Here is a 20,080-nt window from a genome sequence, read left to right on the forward strand (position 1 = left end):
TCGTGACCCACCCCCACTCCCCGGTCGACGTCAATCCCGCCTCGGCGGTCGCGCGGAACGCCCGTTACCAGGCCGACGTCGTCGCCATCCGCTACCCGGACGGCGACCTCACCTACGCCCAGCTCGACGACAAGGCGGCCCGGCTGGCGACCGTCCTGTCCGACGGCGGGGTCGCGGACGGAGACCGTGTCGCCTACCTCGGACTCAACAGCGCCTCCTTTCTCGTCACCATGCTGGCCGCGTTCCGGATCGGCGCCATGTTCGTCCCGGTCAACTTCCGGCTCGCCGCGCCCGAACTGGAGCGGGTGCTCGACAAGAGCGGCGCCCGCACGATCGTCTGCGAGGAGGGGCACCGCGCACGCGTGGAGAACGTCCGAGGCGGCACCGCGCTGACCCGGTTCCTCCTGGTGGACGACGACTCGGCGGTGCCCGCCACCTTCGGCGTCCCCGGATGGGAGCCCTGGTCCGGCCCGATCGCCGCGGCCACGCCGACGCCGTCAGTGGTCGCCAAGTCCTTCGACGACCCGGCGATCCTGATGTTCACCTCCGGCACCACCGGGCTGCCCAAGGGGGTCATCCTCACCCACGGCAACGCCTGGTGGAACGCCGTCAACGTGGACTCCGTCCTCGACACCCGGCGCGGCGACGTCACGTACGCGGGCGCGCCGCTGTTCCACATCGGGGCGCTCAACAGCTTCGCGCTGCGGGCACTCGTACGCGGCGGCACCGTGCTGGTCCGCCGGGCGTTCGACCCGGTCGGGTTCCTCGACGACCTGGCCACGTACCGGGTCAACTCGATGTTCGGCGTCGCCGCCATGTTCGCCGCGCTCAGCCGGGTCCCCGGCGTCTTCGACATGGACTTCACCTCGCTACGCGCCGTCGTGGTCGCCGGCGCGCCCGTGCCGCCCGCGCTCATCGAGCTGTACGCCGCCCATGGCGTGCTGCTGCAGCAGGCGTGGGGGCTGACCGAGACCGCGCCGTTCGCCACCCACCTGCCGGCCGAGCGCACCCTGACGAAGGTCGGCTCCGCCGGCATCCCGATGCCGTACACCGAGGTGCGCGTCGTCGACGCCAACACCAACCAGCCGCTGAAGCCGGGCGAGGCAGGCGAGCTCGTGGTCCGCGGGCCCAACGTCACCCCCGGCTACTGGGAGAACCCCGAGGCGACCGCCGCCGCGCTCGACGACGAGGGCTGGTTCCACTCCGGCGACATCGGCTACCTCGACGAGGACGGCTGCGTGTACATCGTCGACCGGCTCAAGGACATGATCATCAGCGGCGGGGAGAACGTCTACCCGGCCGAGGTCGAGCGGGTGTTGTCCACCATGCCGGGCGTCGTGGACGTCGCGGTCGTCGGCGCCCCCGACGAGCAGTGGGGCGAGACCGTCGTCGCGGTCGTGTCCCCGGCCGAGGGCGTGACCCTCACGCTGGAGGACGTCCGGGACTACGCCTCCGCGCACCTGGCCAGGTACAAGCTGCCCAGGACGCTCAAGGTGGTGCCCGACGTTCCGCGCAACGCCTCCGGCAAGCTGGAGAAGCTCGTCATCCGGCGCATGGTCGAGGAGGGCGGCTGACATGATGCCGGTGCCGCCCGTGCCCGACCTCGCCCCGGCCCTCCATGATGCCGATGTCCGGCTTGAGCGCTGCGCCACCGGGCGGCTCCGCGACGCCTACCCCGTGGCCGCCCACGACCTTGAGCTGAGAGTGAACGAGGCCACGACCGGACTCCTCCGGGCGCTGGTCGAGGCCGTGAGCGTGGCGGACCCGCGATGCCGCCGAGTGGTGTACGCCGTCCCGGAGGGCGATCTGGCCGGGATCGCCGCCGCGGAGGCCGCCGGGTTCCGGTACGTCGTCGACGTGGACCTGGCCGACGCGCAGCTCAGCCTCCTGGTGGCCGAGCCCGCGTGGGTGACCAGGACCGACATGGACCTCGATAACGTACCGGACACCTGACCGATACCATGGCGATCGTGAGTTCGGGGCGCGCGGTGACGGAGGTCGTGAGCCCCGCGGCTCGTCGGCGCAGGCCCGTGCTCAACCGCACGTTGATCGTCGTGTGTCAGAGCATGCAGGCCCTCTGCTTCGGCGGCATCGCGTTGTTCCTCCCGCTCATCAGGCAGGACCTGGGGATCAGCCCGTCGCAGGCCGGGCTGCTGGCTGCGGCGGGCACGTTCACGTACGCGCTCATGCAGATCCCGTCCGGATACCTCTCCGACCGGTTCGACACCAAGCGGCTGTTCGTGGTGGGGCTGGTCGGCACCAACCTGCTGACGCTCACGTTCGCGTCATTGGACTCCTTCGGCTGGCTCGTGGTCAATCAGGCGGTCTCGGGGGTCTTCCGTGCGCTGGTGTTCGCGCCGGGCCTGCTGCTGATCAGCCGCCAGTTCGCCGAGGACCGCCGGGCCACGGCCATGGGGCTCTACGTCGCCGGCGGTTTCTCCTCCAACATCCTGCTCAACGCGCTCGGCCCGGTGCTGGTCGGCCCGCTCGGGTGGCGCTCGCTGATGATCCTCTTCGGCGGCAGCGGCCTGCTGGTGCTGCTGGCTTTCGCTCGGCTCGGTGACTCGGCCCCGCACAAGGCCGACGCGAAGCCGCCGACCTGGGCGGACGCTCGCGAGATCCTGTCGCACCGGGTCGTGTGGCTGGCCGGCTTCATCCAGTTCGTCCGGCTCGCGGTGGTCACCGGGATCGGGTTCTGGCTGCCGAGCCTCATCGTCGAGGACAAGGGTTTCTCGCTCGGTGTGGCCGGTGCCGTCGTCGCCATCGGCGCGGCGGTCACGGCACCGGCGAACTTCCTCGGCGGCTGGGTGTCCGACCGTCTCGGACGTCCGCTGGCCGTCGTCGGGGTGTCCCTGGCCATGCTGGCCGTCACGATCTTCCTCATTCCGTTCGTGGACGCCCTGCCGCTGTTGATCGCGGTGATCGCCGTGAACTCCGTCTTCCTCCAGCTCTACTTCGGGCCGTTGTTCGCCGTGCCGTTGCAGCATGTCGGCACGGCGAACGCGGGCCTCGTGACGGGGTTCAGCAACTTCTGCGCCAACCTCGGGGGAGTGGCCTTCGCCTACGGGCTCGGCGCCTTCAAGGACGCGACCGGCTCCTTCGACGCGGGCCTGTGGGCCCTGGCCGGCATGTGCGCCGCCGGGCTGGCGGTCACCGGGCTGATCGCCCGCCTGCCCTTGCGGTCACTGGGCTGATCGCCCGCCTGTCCCTCGCGGTCACTGGGCTGAACGCCCGCCTGTCCCGCCGTTGAGCGTCAGGTGCCGATGGTGGCCTGGGGTCCCGCGTACGTCCTGAGCAGGGACGGCACGTTGGCGGCGGGGTTGAGGGTGTAGGAGTAGAACGAGCTCGGGGTGAAGGCCGAGCCGCCGGTCTCCTGCTGCCCGGACGAGTTGACCACGATGCTGCCGGACTGACGCAACTGGGCGGCGTCGTCCTTGTAGTACGGGTCCTTGACCGTGTCGTAGTAGCTGTTCTCGATCACCATCTTGGTGGCGCCGCGCGCGTAGTTGCCGTAGCCGGTGACGTTCTGCAGGTAGTTGTTGTAGAGGTGCGCGTAGGCCACGTTGTCGGTGCTGGGGTTGCGCGAGTTGGTGCCGCGGAACCAGTTGTGGTGGATCGTCATCCGCGCCGTCACGTTCTCGGTCCAGCCGATGCCGAAGGTTTTGTTGTTGTCGGCCAGGACGTTCCAGGACACGGTCAGGTAGCTGTTGTCCTTGCGGCTGTCGATCAGGCCGTCGTTCATGCGGGTGATGTAGTTGTGGTCGATCCAGATGTGGTGGGCGGTGTCCATCTGGATGCCGTCGTAGTCGTAGAGGTCGTCGCCGGGGTCGTCGTCGGCCATCCGGGTGTCGCGGATGGTCAGGTTCCTGATGATGACGTTGCTCACGCCGGCGCCGAGGAAGAAGCCGCCGTTGACGATGTGGCCGCTGGTGCCGACGCCGACGATGGTCTTGTTGGAGGCGACCTTGATCTCGGTGCCGTACGGCGTGACGGTGATCGGGCCGCCGACCTTGATGATGTAGGGGGCGCTGGCGGTGGCGTACCGGACCAGGTCGGCGTAGGTGGTGACGGTGACCGTGGCGCCGCCCGCGCCGCCCGTGGTGGTCGTCAGGCCGTTGCCGCTGGTGGCGGCGAAGCCGTCGGCATTGTCGGACCAGGCGTGTCCGCCGGCCGGGGTGAACAACCATTGTTTGTTGGTGTTGGCGGTGCAGGTCTCCTGGATGATCGCCGCTCCCGAGGACGTGGAGGCGCCCTGGTCGCTCATGCACAGGCCGCTGGCGACGCTGATGATCTGGTACGTGCCGGTGCCGGACGGGGTCAGCCGCCACTGCTGGTTGGGCTTGGTGCCGTCACCGCATCCCCACTGCTGCAGGCGTACCCCCGAAGTAGTGGAACCGCTGGGGACGTCCACGCAGCGTCCGCTGTTGACGTTGACCAGGTTGTAGATGCCCGAGCCTGCCGAGCGGAGGGTGAACTGCTGCCAGGTGGCACCCGAGCACCCCCACTGCTGCAACAACGCGCCGTTGTCCACGGATCCGCCCACCACGTCCAGGCACATGCCGCTCTTGGTCACCTTGAGCTGATAGACGCCGCCCGGCACGGGCACGTCCGCCTGCGCCGCCGGTGGGGCCGACCACCAGGCGATCGCCGTGAGCAGGGCGAGGCCTGCGTGCTTGCGCACGAACATGTCGTGTGCTCCTTCCTCGTAGCCACCGAGGAAGAAGCACGTCCAAGAGATCTGTCAACTGAACAACCGCGATCGGGCCGGAAAACCCATGGTCGCGGATGAAACTTTCACGTGGAGGCCCGTGCCGGGCCGTCCGGCGAGCGCAGCCGGCCTTCCGGCTGCTCAGCCGCGAAAATTTCGAAATTGCGGGAATCCTGCCTGCTAGCAGGGTGAGCGGGCGTTTTCCTGCCGTTGACGTTGCGTTCGGGCTGACGCAACGTTTCCTCCGACTGATCGCACCGCCCCGCCGGAGGCTCCTGATGAAACGCCCCACCCTGCTCGTCCTGCTCGCGGTGGTGCTGGCGGCGGCCGTCCCGTCCCCGGCCACGGCGGACACGCCGTGGTCCGGACGCGCCGACGGGTTCGCCGGGCTGAACGCGCTCGGCGTGGACGGCACCACCGGTGGGGCGGCCGGCCCGACCGTGACCGTGGACAACCAGGCCGACCTGGAGCGGTACGCCACGGCAGCGGAGCCGTACGTGATCAAGGTCAGGGGCTCGATCCGCATGGAGCCCTACGGCAAGGAGATCGCGGTCGCCTCCGACAAGAGCATCGTCGGCGACGGCGTCGGCGCCGAGATCGTCCAGGGCGGGTTCTTCCTGAACGGCGTGCACAACGTCATCATCCGCAACCTCACCATCCGCGACTCCTACGTGCCCGGCGACTGGGACGGCAAGACCAAGGACTACGACGGCGTGCAGATGGACGGCGCCCACCACGTGTGGATCGACCACAACCACTTCACCCGCACCGGCGACGGCCTGCTCGACATCCGCAAGGACAGCGACTACGTCACCGTCTCCTGGAACGTCTTCAGCGACCACAACAAGGCCGTCGGCGTCGGCTGGACCCCCAACGTGGTGACCAAGGTGACCCTCCACCACAACTGGATCCGCGGCACCCACCAGCGCAACGCCAGCATCGACAACACCCAGGCCGCGCACTGGTACAACAACTACGTCCAGGACACCGCGATGTACGGCACGATGATCCGCGGCGGCGGCCGCCTGGTCGTCGAGAACAGCTACTACAAGTCGGTGCCCGACCCGATCGTGGCCAAGGACCCCGCCTCCCAGGTGGTCCAGCGCGGCAACGTCTTCGACGGCACCCGGGGCCGCACCGACAACGTGGGCGCTGCCTTCGACCCGTCCGCCTACTACGCCTACAGGCTCGACCCCACAGACCGGGTGCCCGCCATCGTCACTCACGGCGCCGGACCGCTCGGCGGGCAGCGTCCCGAGCCACGCGAGATCACCGTCGCGCTCGACGGCACCGGCGACTTCGCCAGCGTCCAGGCCGCCGTCGGCGCGGCCCCCCGCGGCGCGGTGATCACCGTCAAGGCGGGCGTCTACCGGGAGATGGTCCGGGTGTGGGCGGGCAGCAGGGACCTCACGATCAAGGGCGCGACCGGAAACCCGCAGGACGTGGTCATCACCTACGAGCTGCCCGCGAACGGCGCGAAGTTCTACGGCGGCACGTGGGGGACCACGGACAGCGCCACCTTCGGCGTGCTCGGCAGCGGCATCACCGTCAAGGACGTCACCCTGCAGAACGCCTACGACGAGTCCCTCGCCGCCGGCCCGGCACCGGCCGTGCAGGCCGCCGGTGACCGGGTCACCTTCAAGGGCACCCGGTTCCTCGGCAACGAGGGCGTCTACCAGGCGGACGGCCGCGCCTACCTGCGAGACTGCCACGTGGAAGGCGACGTGGACATCGTCCGCGGCCAGGGCACCGCCGTCCTGGACCGGTGCGTGATCAAGTCGCTCGGCGCCGGCACCGTGACGGCGGGCGGCTCCTTCCTCATCGCCGGCAGCCGGCTGGAAGGCGATGCGGCCAAGTCCGTCTCCCTGGGACGCTCCGGCGCCGGCGCTCACGTCGTGGTCCGCGACTCCTGGCTCGGTGCGCACGTCAAGGACGACCCGTGGGAGGGCGAGGGCCGCTTCGCCGAATACCGCAACACCGGGCCCGGCGCGGCCGTCAACGCCGACCGGCCGCAGCTCACCGACGACGAGGCCCGCGCGTACACGGTCCGGGCCTTCCTGGGGCATTGGACTCCTTAATCAGTGCGGTCGCGTTGGGCGGCGTACAAGTCGGTGACGTGGGGGCGTGAGCCCTGCTGGACGATGAGGTTCTCCAGGTCGCCGGTGAAGTCCGGGGGAAGCTCGCTGTCGGTGCCGTTGGTGCCCTGGACGCCCACCGTCACGCTGCGGGGTGCGACGTCGGCGATCGTCACGGCGTACGCGCTGCCGCTGGTGACGCGGACGTTCCAGTGCGCGATCCGGGCGCCGAACAGCGGGCCGGACGCGCCCGAGCCGCCGACACGGCCGTTGTTCACCATGGTGATGTCGGTCCGGGCGTTCTCGAACGGCAGCGCCCGGTGGGTGTCGAAGGTGCCCTCGGCCATCCGGCCGCGCCGCCAGACGTTGCCGGACGACAGGCCCTCCAGATTGAGTCCGTGGTGGACGGCGCCGGACGGCACCGGCACGGTGAACGCCTCGATCTCGAAGTCGTCGACGAGGTTGTCGTGCGACTGCATCCGGCAGGCGAAGCTGTGATGCGCGGCCCGGCCGCCCACGACGACTCTGGACAGGGTGGTCGACTTGGCGTAGGTGAAGCCGAAGCCGAGGTCGCAGTTCTCCACGCGTACGTCGCTCGCCCAGCAGTCGTGCACGGCCTGGAAGCACACCCCGTTCGAGCCGGGATGTTTGTTGTGCGCGGTCATCGCGACCGGCTCGTTGCGGATGGTCAGCTGCTCGACGCCGCTGTCGTGGACGGTCGGGCCGAGCGCGCGCAGGCGGGCCGGCCAGCCGGGGCGCAGGTCGTACTTGAGCGGTTGGGCCAGGACGACCAGCCGGTCGCCGAGGATCGCCTCGATGCGGACGGGCCACTGAAGGGAGGCGTACTGCACGTACTGGCCGCCGGAGCCGGTGACGAGCTGCGGCGCGCGGCGCGGCCAGTCGTACGATCGGGCGCCGGGGATCTCCCCGGCCAGGTGCGTCAGCAGGCTCGCGTCCGGCGGGTTGTCGCACTCGAGCATCACCATGTCACCCGGGCGCAGCCCGCTGGTGCTGGACACCAGAAGCGTGCGCTGGCCTCGGGAGGCGGCGCCGACCTCCGCGAGGGTGTCGCCCAGCAGCCAGCCCTCGGTGCCGGCGAAGTCCTCGGCCTCCGACCGGGCCCGCCGCTCGGCCGCGATGAACCAGACCTGCCCGCCGGTCCACGACCAGCGGCTGTTCCCGTTGGACTGCCGGGCCGGTCGGTAGCCGTCGTCCAGTGTCCGGCTGAAGTGCAGCACCGTTGTCTCGCGCCCGGCGCCGCGGAGCACGACGTTGGACCAGTGCATGAAGACCGGCGACGACAGCAGGTAGGTGCCGCGCGGCACCAGCACCACGCCGCCGCCCCGTTCCCCGGCCGCGCGCAGCGCCGCGTTGAACGCCGGGGCGCAGTCCGTGCTCCCGTCCGCACGGGCGCCGTGGTCGGTCACCCGGGTGACCACGTTCGGCCGCGGCAGGCGGGACCCGAGGCGGTAACCCGCGCGAGAGATGTCGGGTATCACCGGGTGGGATCCGGGCGCCTGCGCCCACTCCTCAAGCAGAGACGCATCCGCCGGCCGGCCCGACGCGCGGGCGGCCTCGGCTCGGGTCGCCGTTCCGGTCGCGAGCGCGGGCGCGGCGATGGCCGCCGCCGCGCCGCCGACGAGCGCTCGGCGGCTCAGCTTGGAAAGGTCCTGACGCATGGTGCTCCTCGGGGGTCGAGCATCCCACCTCAAAGGTGGGATCTTTTGATGGTGATCCCACGAAATGTCAGGCCTGTCAACAGGCTAGGGCGGGTAATTGGCGTGGTGTTGTCCGCCATAGATCGGATGTGTTTCCCGGCGGCCAGGGGCCGAGGAGGAGCGATCGGCCCCTGGCCCGCTGGTCAGGAGTAGTACTCGTAATGGACCTTGGTCTTGGTCTCGGTGTCGAAGTCGATCTCGCCGTCGAGATAGCGGGTCCACAGGCGGGCGAGTTTCGCCGAGCGTACGGTGCACCCGGCCCAGCGGACTCCCTTGGGCCGGATGCCGCCGACGTAGTCGTAGCAGGCCCCGACCTTCGTGCCGTTGACCCAGAGGCGAGCGTTCAGGCTGACGTCGTAGAGCCTCTTGCGGGACACGTTCTTGATCCGCACCTTGATGCGGCAGGTGTCCTCGCACTTACCGAAGTAAATCTTGTAGTCGATCAGATGCGGACCAGCCGACGTGCTGGTCGCGGACGCCGAGGCCGCCGTCGGCGTCGCCGCGAGAACCCCCGTCGCGACGGAAGCCGCTAAGAGCATGCCGACAAGACGCTTGGTCATGTTTCCCCCATGGCCATGAACTGCCGCTTCCCCCGTTGAAAGCGACACACCCTTCTCGATTAACCAACAGGAAGGTGCAAAGGTCAACATTTTTCGGCCTATATACCGAGATGCATGCATTTCGGCCCAGGCTGACACGCTCGGCCGGACGCGTCGCCTCGCATGCCGGATCACCGCTCCGTCGCCTGAGGTAAAGCGCGCTCAAACGGCCGCGGCCCTGGAACGGCGGGCCCAGCGGCCGGAGAGGGGACCGGTTAGGACGCTTGATCTGAGCCACTGGTTCGGATGCGACCGCCCAAGAATCTTTGGATCTTCGATGCGGGGTGGCTCGTGTCCTGAAGGCCTCCACGAGCTTACTTTCTGTCGTGTCGCTTATCCGCTAAGTGATCGAGAGGAACTTCCATGCTTCGTGGCATGCTCGCGGCCGGCCTCACGCTCGCCGCTACCGGTCTCGTCATGGCCGCCGGCCCGGCCGCGCAGGCTGATCAGAGGGCCCCGTACGCGCGAGCCGCGGCGATCGTCAGCGCCGACGGCACGCTCACCTACGGCAAGAACGTCATCAGATCATGGCGGGCCGGCCTCGGACGTTATTGCGTCCAGGTCGCCCCCAGGGTGGATGTCACCGACTCGCTGATGCAGGTCAATTCCCGCGAGGCGCTGCGGCTCGCCCACGTCGTCTACGGGAGCACGTCGCCGGTCTACAGGCATCCGTCGCCTGGCTACGGGAACCCGTCGCCGGTCCAGAGGAACCCGTCGCCGATCTACAGGAGCCCGTCGCAGGGCACCAGGCACATTCCGCCGGGTCACAGGCACACGCCGCCGGGTCACAGGCACACGCCGCCGGGACACAGGCACACGCCGCCGGTCTACGGGAGCCCGTGGTCGACCTGCGGCCAGGACAACACCGTCACCGTCAACGTCTACCACCCCAGCACCGGACGGCTCGCCGACGGCAGCTTCGACCTCGTCATCGCCTGACCAGAAAGGAACACCGAGATGAAAAGCATCAAGCGCGTCTGCGCACTCACGCTCGCGGCGGCCGCCATCCTGGCGCCGGCGCCCGCCCTCGCGGACAGTCCGCACCGCCACGGCCACGGCCACGACCATGGCTACGGCTACGGCCAAGCCTCGGCCGTGGTGTCGGCGGACGGGTCGATCATCAGGAGCAGGAACATCGTCGACGTCTGGCGAGCGTACCGGGGAACCTACTGCGTCGTCGTGGAGCCCGAGGTCGACCTGGACGGTGCGGAGGAGCTCTACGCCCGGGCCGTGGGCCGATACTGGTCCCCGCGCTCGCTGTCCGTGCAGCGCGGGTCCCGCGCGTGCGGCGGTGACTGGCACAACACCATCGCCGTCCGCAGCCACGCCTCCTACGGATACGCGACCGACACCGCGTTCTACCTGAGAGTCTCCTGAGATTCTCCGCTGTCGCCCCGGCTCCAGCCGATAGCCCGGCCGGGAGCCGGGGCTTCAGCCCCCCGGCCGGATCAGGCCTGACTCGTACGCCGCTATGACCGCCTGCACCCGGTCCCTGACCGCCAGCTTCGCGAACACGTTGCTGACGTGGGTCTTCACCGTGTGCTCGCTGACCACGAACGCCGCGGCGATCTCCGCGTTGGACAGCCCGCGGCCGAGCAGCATGAGCGTCTCCCGCTCCCTGGCGGTGAGAAGGTCGAGCCCGACGTGCGGTTTCCTGGGCCGCTTGGACACCATGTCGTCGATCAACCGGCGGGTCACGGCCGGTGCGAGCAGCGCCTCGCCGGCGGCCACCACCCGGACGGCGTGCACCAGGTCGTCTCTGCGCACGTCCTTGAGCAAGAAGCCGCTCGCCCCGGCGCGGAGCGCGCCGTAGATGTAGTCGTCCTGGTCGAAGGTGGTCAGCATCAGGACACGCGTATCCGTCTCCGCGCACACCACCTGGGCGGCGTCGATGCCGTTCATGTACGGCATACGGATGTCGAGGAGAAGCACCTCGGGGCGGTACGCGCGCACGGCCTCGATCGCCGCGTGCCCGTCGCCCGCCTCCGCCACCACGGAGATGTCCGCCTGCGTGTCCAGGATCAGCGCGAATCCGCTGCGGACCAGCTCCTGATCGTCGGCCACCACCACCGTGATCGTCACCCGGTCACCTCCGCACTCCCGCGCGGGAGCCGTACCGAGACCTGGAAGCCCCGGCCCGGAGGCGCGGGCCCGAACGTGGCGTCCCCGCCGCACGCCAAGAACGGTGCGGCTTGGTATTCTCCCAGGCATGATCAAGAGAATCGAGTCCACTGTCCGCCGGTGAGCGAGACGACCGAGCCCAGGCTGCTCGGATCCCAGATCAGTCTCTTCGACCACGCGCTGCGCCTGCACCGCCAAAGCCCTGACGCTCCTCTTGCCCGCGATGGCGAGCCGTACCCCGACGAAGACCTGCATCGGTCCAGTGCGGAGCCGCCGGAGGATCGGCGGTTGGAAGGGATGGACGTCGCCGTCGTCTTGGATGCGCACTTCGCCAGGGCAGATGCCGCACCCGCCGAACTCGCCGACGCCTTTCATGGCCTGTATATCCCTATCCATCACAACGAGCACATTGCCGCGGCGGCCTTACGGGCGGACCTGCGACGGGTCCGGCGGACCGGCCGATGGCTGGTACGGCATGGCACCGATCGATGTGCGGTCACCGTCGGGCTGGCGCTGCTGGCCACCGATTGGGCCGAAGAGGACATCGAGCTGATCCAGACGATTGGGCTGCTGTCCGGCCACTTCGGCCCGCTGGCCGCCAAGGCGTTGCGGCGAAAGCTCGGCGGCGAGGCGCTGCTGTGGCTGGCTCAGAGGGTGGCCGGCTGGGGCCGCGTCTATGTTGTCGAGGAGTTGTGCCAGTGGGGCGTGAGCGACGCGGCACGGGCGTGGCTGCTGCGCCACTCCTGCGACGGCGACTTCCTCAACGGCTACTTCGCGGGCAAGGTCGCCACGGCGGCCCACCTCCACGAGGCGATCACCGGGCTGGACGTCGACGACGACCTGATCGACAACACCAGCCGCATGCTGAACATCATGGCTCAGTGCTCCGGCATGGGCATGACCTTGGAGCGCTACCCGCCTGCTCGCGTTGTCCTGGAGGCGCACGTCGGTCACCTTGCCCGTCAGGCCCCGGCCACCGGCAGGTACGTCAACGCCGCGGCGATCGCCGACCACTTGGCGAGCAAGGCGCCGGAACAGATCGGATGCGCCCCCGAGCACCGAGACCACCTTGTGCGGAGCTATCTCGCGGTGCTCGACCGGGAGGAGTGGTGCCAGGCGGTTCGCGCGGATCTCCACCGGAACGAGCACTTCTACGCCTGGTTCGCCGACAATGTGGCGGCCAGGCTGAGACTGCGCGCTTTCACGGGTGGGGAGACATGATGCGCGTGGCGTCCGAGGGGCGTCAGCGCTGGTCGACCAGGACCTCGATGCTGTAGTCCTGGGCGCGGTAGCAGTGATCTCCGTGCTCCACCGCTTTGCCTCCGGAGTCGAAGGCGGTGCGGGTCATCGTGAGGACGGGCTCGGAGGGCTTCAGCAGGAGGTGGCGCCGCTCCGGAGTGGTCGGAGGGCGGGCTCCGATCGACTGGGCGGCGACGACGGGGCGCACCCCGCGTTCGCGCAGCAGTGCGTACAGGCCTGATTCCTGCAGGTCTTCCCGGCTGATGCCGTGGTGGGGCGGGGGCAGCCAGTTGCGCATGATGGCGAGTGGCCGGTCGCCGGAGAGCCGCAGCCGCACGATGGAGAGCAGGTCGGTGTCGGCGGGCAGGTCGAGTGCGGCGGCCACCCGTTCGTCGCGGACGAGCTCGTGCCGCAGGACGGTGGTCGCGGGCCGCCCGCCGGCACGGGTGAGGTCGTCGTAGAGGCTGGTGAGCTCCGCGCGCCGGTGCACCTTGGGGTTCGCCACCGTGGTGCCGATCCCGCGCCGCCGCAGCACGAGCCCGCGGTCGACCAGTTCCTGAATGGCCTGGCGTACGGTGGGGCGCGCCAGGTTGAGCCGTTCGGCCAGGGCGAGCTCGTTCTCCAGCTGGTCGCCGGGCTGGAGCCGCCCGCTGGCGATCGCCGTGCGCAGCTGCTCGGCGAGCTGATGGTAGAGGGGCACGGGAGAAGAGCGATCGAGCGTCACGCCCACGTGAACTGCCACGAGGAGAGTGTACCTCCGCTCATGTATATGACGTTACGCAATGATGTCAGGACAAAGTCTTGACTCGGGCATTGTTAACAAGGCAGGCTTCACCACATCGCCGAAGTCCTGACCAGGACCGGGCTACGGCAAGTGACGACCCAACGACGTGAATGGACGAGGACGCGCATGCGTATCGGGCTCGCGGGCGTCGGAAGGATAGGCGCCTTCCACGCCAAGACTCTGGCCGCTCTCGACGATGTGGACGAGCTGGTCGTGACGGATGCCGACACCGGGGCCGCCGAGCGCGTCGCAGCCGAGCTCGGCCTCAAGGTGGCGCCGGACGCCGAGGCGCTGCTGGCCGCGGGCGTCGACGGCTTCGTGATCGCCACCGCCACGCCGGGCCACGCGCCGCTGCTGCGCCAGGCCATCGCCGCCGGGGTGCCGGTCTTCTGCGAGAAGCCTGTGGCCGCCACCCTGAAGGAGACCACCGAGCTGACCGAGCTCGTCGCCGCCACCGGCGTGCCGGTGCACGTCGGCTTCCAGCGCCGGTTCGACGCCGGCTACCGGCGCGCGCAGGCCGCGGTGGCCTCGGGCGAGCTCGGGTTCGTGCACACCATCCGGGCCGGCACCCACGACCAGGCCCCGCCGCACGCCTCCTACATCCCGACCTCCGGCGGCATCTTCCGCGACTGCAACGTGCACGACTTCGACATCCTGCGCTTCGTCAGCGGCCGGGAGGTGGCCACCGTCTACGCCACCGGCGGCAACAAGGGGGCGTCCTTCTTCGCCGAGGCCGGCGACGTCGACACCGGTGGCGCCCTGCTGACCCTGGACGACGGCACGATCGTGCTGATCTCCTCGACCCGCTACAACGGCGGCGGCCACGACGTGCGCATGGAGGTCCACGGCGAGAAGGGCACGATCGCCGTCGGCCTGGACCACTCGCTGGCGATGCGCTCGGCGGAGGAGGGCGTCGACTTCCCGCGCGGACCGCAGAAGTGGTCGTTCATGGAGCGGTTCCTGCCGGCGTACCAGGCCGAGCTCACCGCCTTCGCCCGCGTCGCCCGCGGCGAGCTGGCATCGCCCTGCACCGTGCGCGACGCGCTCGAGGCCTTCCGCATCGCCGAGGCGTGCGAGCTGTCCAGAGCCGAGCGCAGGCCCGTCGCCCTGTCCGAGATCGAGGGGATCGACAAGCCATGAGGATCACACCAGTGGCCGGCCGCATCGCCGGCGCACCCATCTCGTGGGGGGTCTGCGAGGTCCCGGGCTGGGGCCACCAGCTGGACCCGGCCACCGTGCTGCGCCAGATGCGCGCGCTCGGCCTGGCCGCCACCGAGTTCGGTCCCGACGGCTTCCTGCCCGACGACCCGCAGGCCAAGGCCGCGACGCTGGCCGGGTACGACCTGAAGGCGGTCGGGCAGTTCGTCCCGGTCGTCCTGCACGACCCGGAGCACGACCCCCTTCCCGAGGTCGAGCGCGCGATGGAGGGCCTGGTGGCCGCCGGGGCGTCGACGGTCGTCCTGGCCGCCGCCACCGGGCAGGACGGCTACGACGACCGCCCGGCCCTCGACGAGCACGGCTGGGCGACCCTGCTGGGCAACCTCGACCGCATCAGCGGCGCCGCGGCCGCCCGCGGCCTGGTGGCCACCCTCCACCCGCACGTCGGCACGATGGTGGAGAGCGGCGAGGAGACGGCACGCGTGCTCGACGGCAGCCGGGTGGGCCTGTGCCTGGACACCGGGCACCTGCTGATCGGCGGCGGCGACCCTGTCGCGATCGCCCGCGAACACCCCGGTCGGATCGCCCATGTGCATCTCAAGGACGTCCGGCTCGACTGGGCGCGCCTCGTGCAGGCCGGCCAGGAGACCTACACCGCCGCCGTGGCCGGCGGCATGTACGTCCCGCTCGGCAAGGGCGACGTCGACATCGCGGCCATCGTCTCCGCCCTCGAGGGCCACGGCTACACCGGCTGGTACGTCCTGGAGCAGGACACCATCCTGGCCGACGGCGGCGCGGGCGCGGACCCGGCCGCGGACGTCCGGGCGAGCATCGAGCACCTGCTCGCCGTGGCGAGCGCGGCGGGCGCGTGATGACGGCGTACGACCTGGTGGCCATGGGCCGGTGCGGGGTGGACATCTACCCGCTCGACCACGGCGTCGGCCTGGAGGACGTGGAGCGGTTCGCCAAGTTCCTGGGCGGCAGCGCGACCAACGTCGCGGTGGCCGCGGCCCGGTACGGCCGCCGCGCCACGATCATCACGCGCACCGGCCGCGACCCGTTCGGCCGCTACGTCCGCCGGGCACTGCGCGACTTCGGCGTCGACGACTCCTTCGCCGGTGAGGTCGACGGCCCGCCGACACCGGTGACGTTCTGCGAGATCTTCCCCCCGGACCACTTCCCGCTGTACTTCTACCGGTATCCGACCGCGCCCGACCTCATGATCGAGCCGGATGAGGTCCCGCTGGGGGCGGTGCGCGAGGCGGGGGTCTTCTGGGCCACGGTCACGGGGTTGTCGCAGGAGCCGTCGCGCGCCGCGCACTTCGCCGCCTGGCAGGCCCGCGGCCGCCGCCCGCACACCGTGCTCGACCTCGACTACCGGCCCATGTTCTGGCCCGACCCCGGCGAGGCCGCCGCGCTGGTGGGCAAGGCGCTCCAGCACGTCACGGTCGCGGTCGGCAACCGGGAGGAGTGCGAGGTCGCCGTCGGCGAAACCGACCCGCAGCGGGCGGCGTCCGCCCTGCTGGAGCGGGGCGTGGAGCTCGCGATCGTGAAGCAGGGCCCCAAGGGGGTGCTCGCGGCGACCGCGGACGAGCGCGTCGAGGTGCCGCCCTTCCCCGTGAACGTCGTCAACGGCCTCGGCGCCGGCGACGCCTTCGGCGGCGCTCTGGTCCACGGCCTGCTCAGCGGCTGGGACCTGACCCGCGTCCTGCGCTTCGCGAACGTGGCCGGCGCCATCGTCGCCGGCCGCCTCGAATGCTCCAGTGCCATGCCGTACGAGGCCGAAGTCCTGGCCCTGCTCGAAGAGGAGAAGGGACGATGAGCCATATCTCCAGCCGGCCGGGCATCGCCGAGCTGACCGAGATCCGGGTACGCCAGCCGTGGCGGATCGCCGAAGGATGGGCCGCCCGCAAGCGGCGCGACCTCGTGGGCGCGGACGGCAGGCTGCTGATCGTGGCCGCCGACCACCCGGCCCGCGGCGCGCTCGGCGTCCGCAGCGACAGCCGGGCCATGGCCTCGCGGAGCAACCTGCTGGAACGCCTGGCGATCGCGCTGTCGCGCCCCGGCGTGGACGGTGTGCTCGGCACTCCCGACATCCTGGACGACCTGCTGCTGATGGGGGCGCTGGAGGAGAAGGTCGCGATCGGCTCGATGAACCGGGGCGGCCTGCAGGGCGCCAGCTTTGAGCTGGACGACCGCTTCACCGCCTACACCGCGGACGAGATCGCCGCCCGCGGCCTCGAGGGCGGCAAGATGCTCACCCGCATCTGCATGGACGACCCGGGCACGGTCGCCACGCTGGAGGCCAGCGGCCGGGCGGTCACCGAGCTGGCGAGCCACGGCGTCATGGCGATGGTGGAGCCGTTCCTGTCCGTCCGCCACGACGGCCGGGTGCGCAACCTGCTCGATCCGGACTCGACCATCACCTCCATCCACATCGCCGCCGCGCTCGGCGCCACCAGCCGGCACACCTGGCTGAAGCTGCCCGTGGTCGAGGACCTGGACCGCGTCATGGACGCCACCACGCTGCCGACTCTGCTGCTGGGCGGCGATCCGACCGGTCACCCCGACGAGACCTACGCCTCCTGGCAGGGGGCGCTGGACCTGCCCGCCGTGCGCGGGCTCGTCGTCGGGCGGGCGCTGCTGTTCCCGCCGGACGGGGACGTGGCCGCCGCGGTCGACATCGCCTCGGGGCTCGTTCACGGAGGTGGCTCATGAACGACAACGCACAGTGGGTCCTGCCGTTCGGCACGGCCGGTGAGGACGGCTTCGCGGTGTCGGTCACCGACGCCGTGCCCGGGTGGACGCACACGAGCCTGCGCGTGGCCACCTTGGCGCCGTTCGCGCGGGTGGAGCTGGACACCGGCGACAGCGAGATCATCGTGGTGCCCTTGCGGGGCGGCGCGGACGTCACGGCCGTCGACCGCGACGGGCAGCACCACAAGGTCCGGCTCACCGGGCGCGACAGCGTGTTCGCCGGCCCCACCGACGTCGCGTACGTCCCGCCGGGCGCGAGCCTCACGATCAGCGCCGGCGACCGCGAGAGCACGATCGCCCTGTGCGGCGCGACGGCGGGCAAGCGGGATGTGCCGCCGCCGTTCCGGCACGTGGCCGCGGCCGAGGTGCCCGTGGAACTGCGGGGCGCCGGCACGGCCTCGCGCGAGGTACGCAACTTCGGGGTCCCGCAGGTGCTCGACGCCGACTCGATCATCGCCTGCGAGGTGATCACACCCGCGGGCAACTGGAGCTCCTACCCGCCGCACAAGCACGACGAGGAGCGCGACGGCGTGGAGACCGAGCTCGAGGAGATCTACTACTTCGAGGTACGCGCCGAGCCGGGCGCCCCCGCGGGCGCGGACCCCGTCGGCTACCAGCGCGTCTACGGCACCGCCGAGCGTCCCATCGACGTGCTCGCCGAGGTCCGCACCGGCGACGTCGTCCTCGTGCCGCACGGCTGGCACGGTCCCGCCATGGCCCCGCCCGGCTACGACCTCTACTACCTCAACGTGATGGCCGGCCCCGGCGCCACCCGTGCCTGGCTGATCTGCGACGACCCGGCCCACGGCTGGGTGCGCCAGACGTGGACCGGCCAAGCCGTCGATCCCCGACTGCCGATGGGAGGACCCCGATGAGTACATCAGGCACTGTCGCGGACTCGGCGACATCCGATGACGTCGCGGACTCGGCGACATCCGATGACGTCGCGGACTCGGCGACATCCGGCACCGTGCGCCTGACGGTGAGCCAGGCCGTCGTGCGTTTCCTGGCCGCCCAGTGGAGCGAGCGCGACGGCCACCGGCAGCGGCTGTTCGCCGGCTGTCTCGGGATCTTCGGTCACGGCAACGTCGCCGGGCTCGGCCAGGCTCTGCTGGAGGACGAGCTGGCCGGAGGGCCGGACCGGCTGCCGTACGTGCTGGCCCGCAACGAACAGGCGATGGTGCACACGGCCGTGGCCTACGCGCGCCACAAGGACCGCCTGCAGACCTGGGCCTGCACGGCCTCCGTCGGTCCCGGCTCGACCAACATGCTCACCGGGGCCGCGCTGGCCACCGTCAACCGGATCCCGGTGCTGCTGCTTCCCTCGGGCACCTTCGCCACCCGGGTGTCGGGGCCGGTGCTGCAGGAGCTGGAGGCGCCGTACGCGGCGGACGTCACCGTCAACGACGCCTTCCGCCCGCTGTCGCGCTTCTTCGACCGGATCAACCGGCCCGAGCAGCTGCCCTCGGCGCTGCTGGCCGCCATGCGGGTGCTGACCGACCCGGCCGAGACCGGTGCGGTGACGATCGCGCTGCCGCAGGACGTGCAGGCCGAGGCGTACGACTGGCCGGTGGAGCTGTTCGAGCGGCGCGTCTGGCGGGTGGGCAGGCCGCTGCCCGAGGCCGCCGACATCGCCGATGCCGCCGCGCTCGTCTCCGCGGCCAGGAGGCCGTTCGTCGTGGCCGGCGGGGGAGTGCACTACTCCGGCGCCGAGGACGCCCTGCGCGAGTTCTGCGAGGCGACCGGCATTCCGGTCGGCGAGAGCCAGGCAGGCAAGGGCTCGCTGCCGCACGGGCACCCGCAGGCGATGGGCGCCGTCGGCTCGACCGGCACCACCGCCGCCAACGCCCTGGCGAGGGAGGCCGACCTGGTCATCGGGATCGGCACCCGCTACAGCGACTTCACCACCGCCTCGCGCACCGCCTTCCAGAACCCGGACGTGCGCTTCGTCAACATCAACGTCGCCCGCCTGGACACCGGTAAGCTCGCGGGCCTGCAGGTCGTGGCCGACGCCCGCGAGGCCCTGGCCGCGCTGACCGCGGCGCTGGACGGATACCAGGTGGAGCCGTCCTACCGCGAGCGGCAGGCCGCGTTGTGGAGCGAGTGGGACGCCCGGGTGGAGTCGGCCTACAATCCGCCGGCGCAGGTGGCCGATGCGCTCGCCGACGGGGTGCTCACTCAGGGCGCCGTGCTCGGCTGCGTCAACGAGCTGTCCGACCCGCGGGACGTGGTGGTGTGCGCGGCCGGGTCCATGCCGGGCGACCTGCACAAACTGTGGCGGGTCCGGAACCGCAAGGCCTACCACGTCGAGTACGGCTACTCGTGCATGGGCTACGAGATCCCCGGCGGCCTCGGCGTCCGGATGGCCGACCCGGACCGGGACGTCTTCGTCATGGTGGGCGACGGCTCGTACCTGATGATGCCGGGCGAGCTGGTTACCGCCGTCCAGGAACGCGTCAAGATCATCGTGGTGCTGGTCCAGAACCACGGCTTCCACTCCATCGGCTCGTTGTCCGAGGCGCTCGGATCCCAGCGGTTCGGCACCAGCTACCGCTTCCGCGACCAGGCCTCCGGCCGGCTCGACGGAGACCGGCTGCCGATCGATCTGGCCGCCAACGCCCGCAGCCTCGGCGCGACCGTGATCGAGGTACGCGACCGCGAGGGCCTCGTACAGGCGATCAAGGACGCCAAGGCCGCGCCGGCCGACGGCGGCCCGGTCGTCATCCACGTGGAGACCGACCCGACGGTGCACGCCCCGGACAGCGAGTCCTGGTGGGACGTACCGGTCAGCCAGGTCAGCCGCCTCGACACCACGCGCCGTGCCTACGAGGAGTACACGGCGCACAAGGCCGCGCAGCGCCCGCACGTACGCGGCCTGCCCCACTGACGATCCCGCACTGGGGGGTGCGGGGACGAGGCCG

At 70.7% G+C, this 20,080-nt stretch carries 18 protein-coding genes; 13 read left to right on the forward strand and 5 right to left on the reverse strand.

Annotation, left to right across the window (positions count from 1 at the left end; translation table 11 throughout):
- The first annotated feature begins 2 nt into the window (after nt 1-2).
- Genes EDD27_RS05965 through EDD27_RS05975 form a run of 3 tightly spaced genes read left to right on the forward strand, consistent with a single transcriptional unit; the run spans nt 3 to nt 3,194 of the window.
- On the forward strand, nt 3-1,574 hold the full coding sequence (locus tag EDD27_RS05965) for an AMP-binding protein (RefSeq protein WP_206641271.1): 1,572 nt from the start codon (nt 3-5) through the stop codon (nt 1,572-1,574).
- A 1-nt stretch (nt 1,575) separates the two neighbouring features.
- Nucleotides 1,576-1,953, forward strand: coding sequence for a hypothetical protein (locus EDD27_RS05970; RefSeq protein ID WP_127931454.1), 378 nt, complete (start codon nt 1,576-1,578; stop codon nt 1,951-1,953).
- 17 nt (nt 1,954-1,970) lie between these two features.
- Nucleotides 1,971-3,194, forward strand: a complete 1,224-nt coding sequence (locus EDD27_RS05975; RefSeq protein ID WP_206641272.1) for an MFS transporter — start codon at nt 1,971-1,973, stop codon at nt 3,192-3,194.
- 59 nt (nt 3,195-3,253) lie between these two features.
- On the opposite strand, the gene EDD27_RS05980 is transcribed toward EDD27_RS05975, so the two are convergent.
- On the reverse strand, nt 3,254-4,687 hold the full coding sequence (locus tag EDD27_RS05980) for an RICIN domain-containing protein (RefSeq protein WP_127931456.1): 1,434 nt from the start codon (nt 4,685-4,687) through the stop codon (nt 3,254-3,256).
- 299 nt (nt 4,688-4,986) lie between these two features.
- Between EDD27_RS05980 and EDD27_RS05985 the strand changes: the two genes are divergently transcribed.
- Entirely contained in the window at nt 4,987-6,786 is a 1,800-nt protein-coding gene (locus EDD27_RS05985; protein WP_164903500.1) for a pectinesterase family protein, read from the forward strand.
- On the opposite strand, the gene EDD27_RS05990 is transcribed toward EDD27_RS05985, so the two are convergent.
- Nucleotides 6,783-8,462 (reverse strand): glycosyl hydrolase family 28-related protein, encoded by a 1,680-nt coding sequence (locus EDD27_RS05990; RefSeq protein ID WP_127931458.1) that lies wholly within the window; start codon nt 8,460-8,462, stop codon nt 6,783-6,785. The two genes, EDD27_RS05985 and EDD27_RS05990, sit on opposite strands and share 4 nt — an antisense overlap.
- Before the next feature lie 182 nt (nt 8,463-8,644).
- Entirely contained in the window at nt 8,645-9,061 is a 417-nt protein-coding gene (locus EDD27_RS05995; RefSeq protein ID WP_127931459.1) for a hypothetical protein, read from the reverse strand.
- Nucleotides 9,062-9,463: 402 nt separating this feature from the next.
- Between EDD27_RS05995 and EDD27_RS06000 the strand changes: the two genes are divergently transcribed.
- Complete coding sequence (locus EDD27_RS06000) at nt 9,464-10,039, forward strand: hypothetical protein (RefSeq protein WP_127931460.1); 576 nt, start codon at nt 9,464-9,466, stop codon at nt 10,037-10,039.
- Between the two features lie 18 nt (nt 10,040-10,057).
- The gene (locus tag EDD27_RS06005) at nt 10,058-10,477 is read left to right on the forward strand and encodes a hypothetical protein (protein WP_127931461.1); all 420 of its coding nucleotides are present in this window, start codon (nt 10,058-10,060) and stop codon (nt 10,475-10,477) included.
- 54 nt (nt 10,478-10,531) lie between these two features.
- On the opposite strand, the gene EDD27_RS06010 is transcribed toward EDD27_RS06005, so the two are convergent.
- A complete protein-coding gene (locus EDD27_RS06010; RefSeq protein WP_127931462.1) occupies nt 10,532-11,182 on the reverse strand; it encodes a response regulator in 651 nt (216 codons plus the stop codon).
- Nucleotides 11,183-11,341: 159 nt separating this feature from the next.
- Between EDD27_RS06010 and EDD27_RS06015 the strand changes: the two genes are divergently transcribed.
- On the forward strand, nt 11,342-12,442 hold the full coding sequence (locus EDD27_RS06015) for a hypothetical protein (protein ID WP_127931463.1): 1,101 nt from the start codon (nt 11,342-11,344) through the stop codon (nt 12,440-12,442).
- Nucleotides 12,443-12,464: 22 nt separating this feature from the next.
- Here the strand turns inward: EDD27_RS06015 and EDD27_RS06020 are convergent, their stop codons facing one another.
- Entirely contained in the window at nt 12,465-13,202 is a 738-nt protein-coding gene (locus EDD27_RS06020; RefSeq protein ID WP_127931464.1) for a GntR family transcriptional regulator, read from the reverse strand.
- A gap of 168 nt (nt 13,203-13,370) precedes the next feature.
- Here EDD27_RS06020 and EDD27_RS06025 point away from each other — a divergent pair, with 168 nt between their 5' ends.
- Genes EDD27_RS06025 through iolD form a run of 6 tightly spaced genes read left to right on the forward strand, consistent with a single transcriptional unit; the run spans nt 13,371 to nt 20,046 of the window.
- Nucleotides 13,371-14,384: a Gfo/Idh/MocA family protein gene (locus EDD27_RS06025; protein ID WP_127931465.1), complete on the forward strand. Its 1,014-nt coding sequence runs from the start codon at nt 13,371-13,373 to the stop codon at nt 14,382-14,384.
- On the forward strand, nt 14,381-15,274 hold the full coding sequence (locus EDD27_RS06030) for a TIM barrel protein (RefSeq protein WP_127931466.1): 894 nt from the start codon (nt 14,381-14,383) through the stop codon (nt 15,272-15,274). Before EDD27_RS06025 ends, EDD27_RS06030 begins: the two co-directional genes overlap by 4 nt.
- Nucleotides 15,274-16,224, forward strand: a complete 951-nt coding sequence (gene iolC, locus EDD27_RS06035; RefSeq protein ID WP_127931467.1) for a 5-dehydro-2-deoxygluconokinase — start codon at nt 15,274-15,276, stop codon at nt 16,222-16,224. The genes EDD27_RS06030 and iolC overlap by 1 nt, the downstream gene beginning before the upstream one ends.
- Complete coding sequence (locus tag EDD27_RS06040; RefSeq protein WP_127931468.1) at nt 16,221-17,120, forward strand: Cgl0159 family (beta/alpha)8-fold protein; 900 nt, start codon at nt 16,221-16,223, stop codon at nt 17,118-17,120. Before iolC ends, EDD27_RS06040 begins: the two co-directional genes overlap by 4 nt.
- Nucleotides 17,117-18,034 (forward strand): 5-deoxy-glucuronate isomerase, encoded by a 918-nt coding sequence (gene iolB / locus EDD27_RS06045; protein ID WP_127931469.1) that lies wholly within the window; start codon nt 17,117-17,119, stop codon nt 18,032-18,034. Before EDD27_RS06040 ends, iolB begins: the two co-directional genes overlap by 4 nt.
- Complete coding sequence (gene iolD / locus EDD27_RS06050; protein ID WP_127931470.1) at nt 18,031-20,046, forward strand: 3D-(3,5/4)-trihydroxycyclohexane-1,2-dione acylhydrolase (decyclizing); 2,016 nt, start codon at nt 18,031-18,033, stop codon at nt 20,044-20,046. The genes iolB and iolD overlap by 4 nt, the downstream gene beginning before the upstream one ends.
- Nucleotides 20,047-20,080: the final 34 nt, after the last annotated feature.

The organism is Nonomuraea polychroma (assembly GCF_004011505.1).
Taxonomy (GTDB): Bacteria; Actinomycetota; Actinomycetes; order Streptosporangiales; family Streptosporangiaceae; genus Nonomuraea; species Nonomuraea polychroma.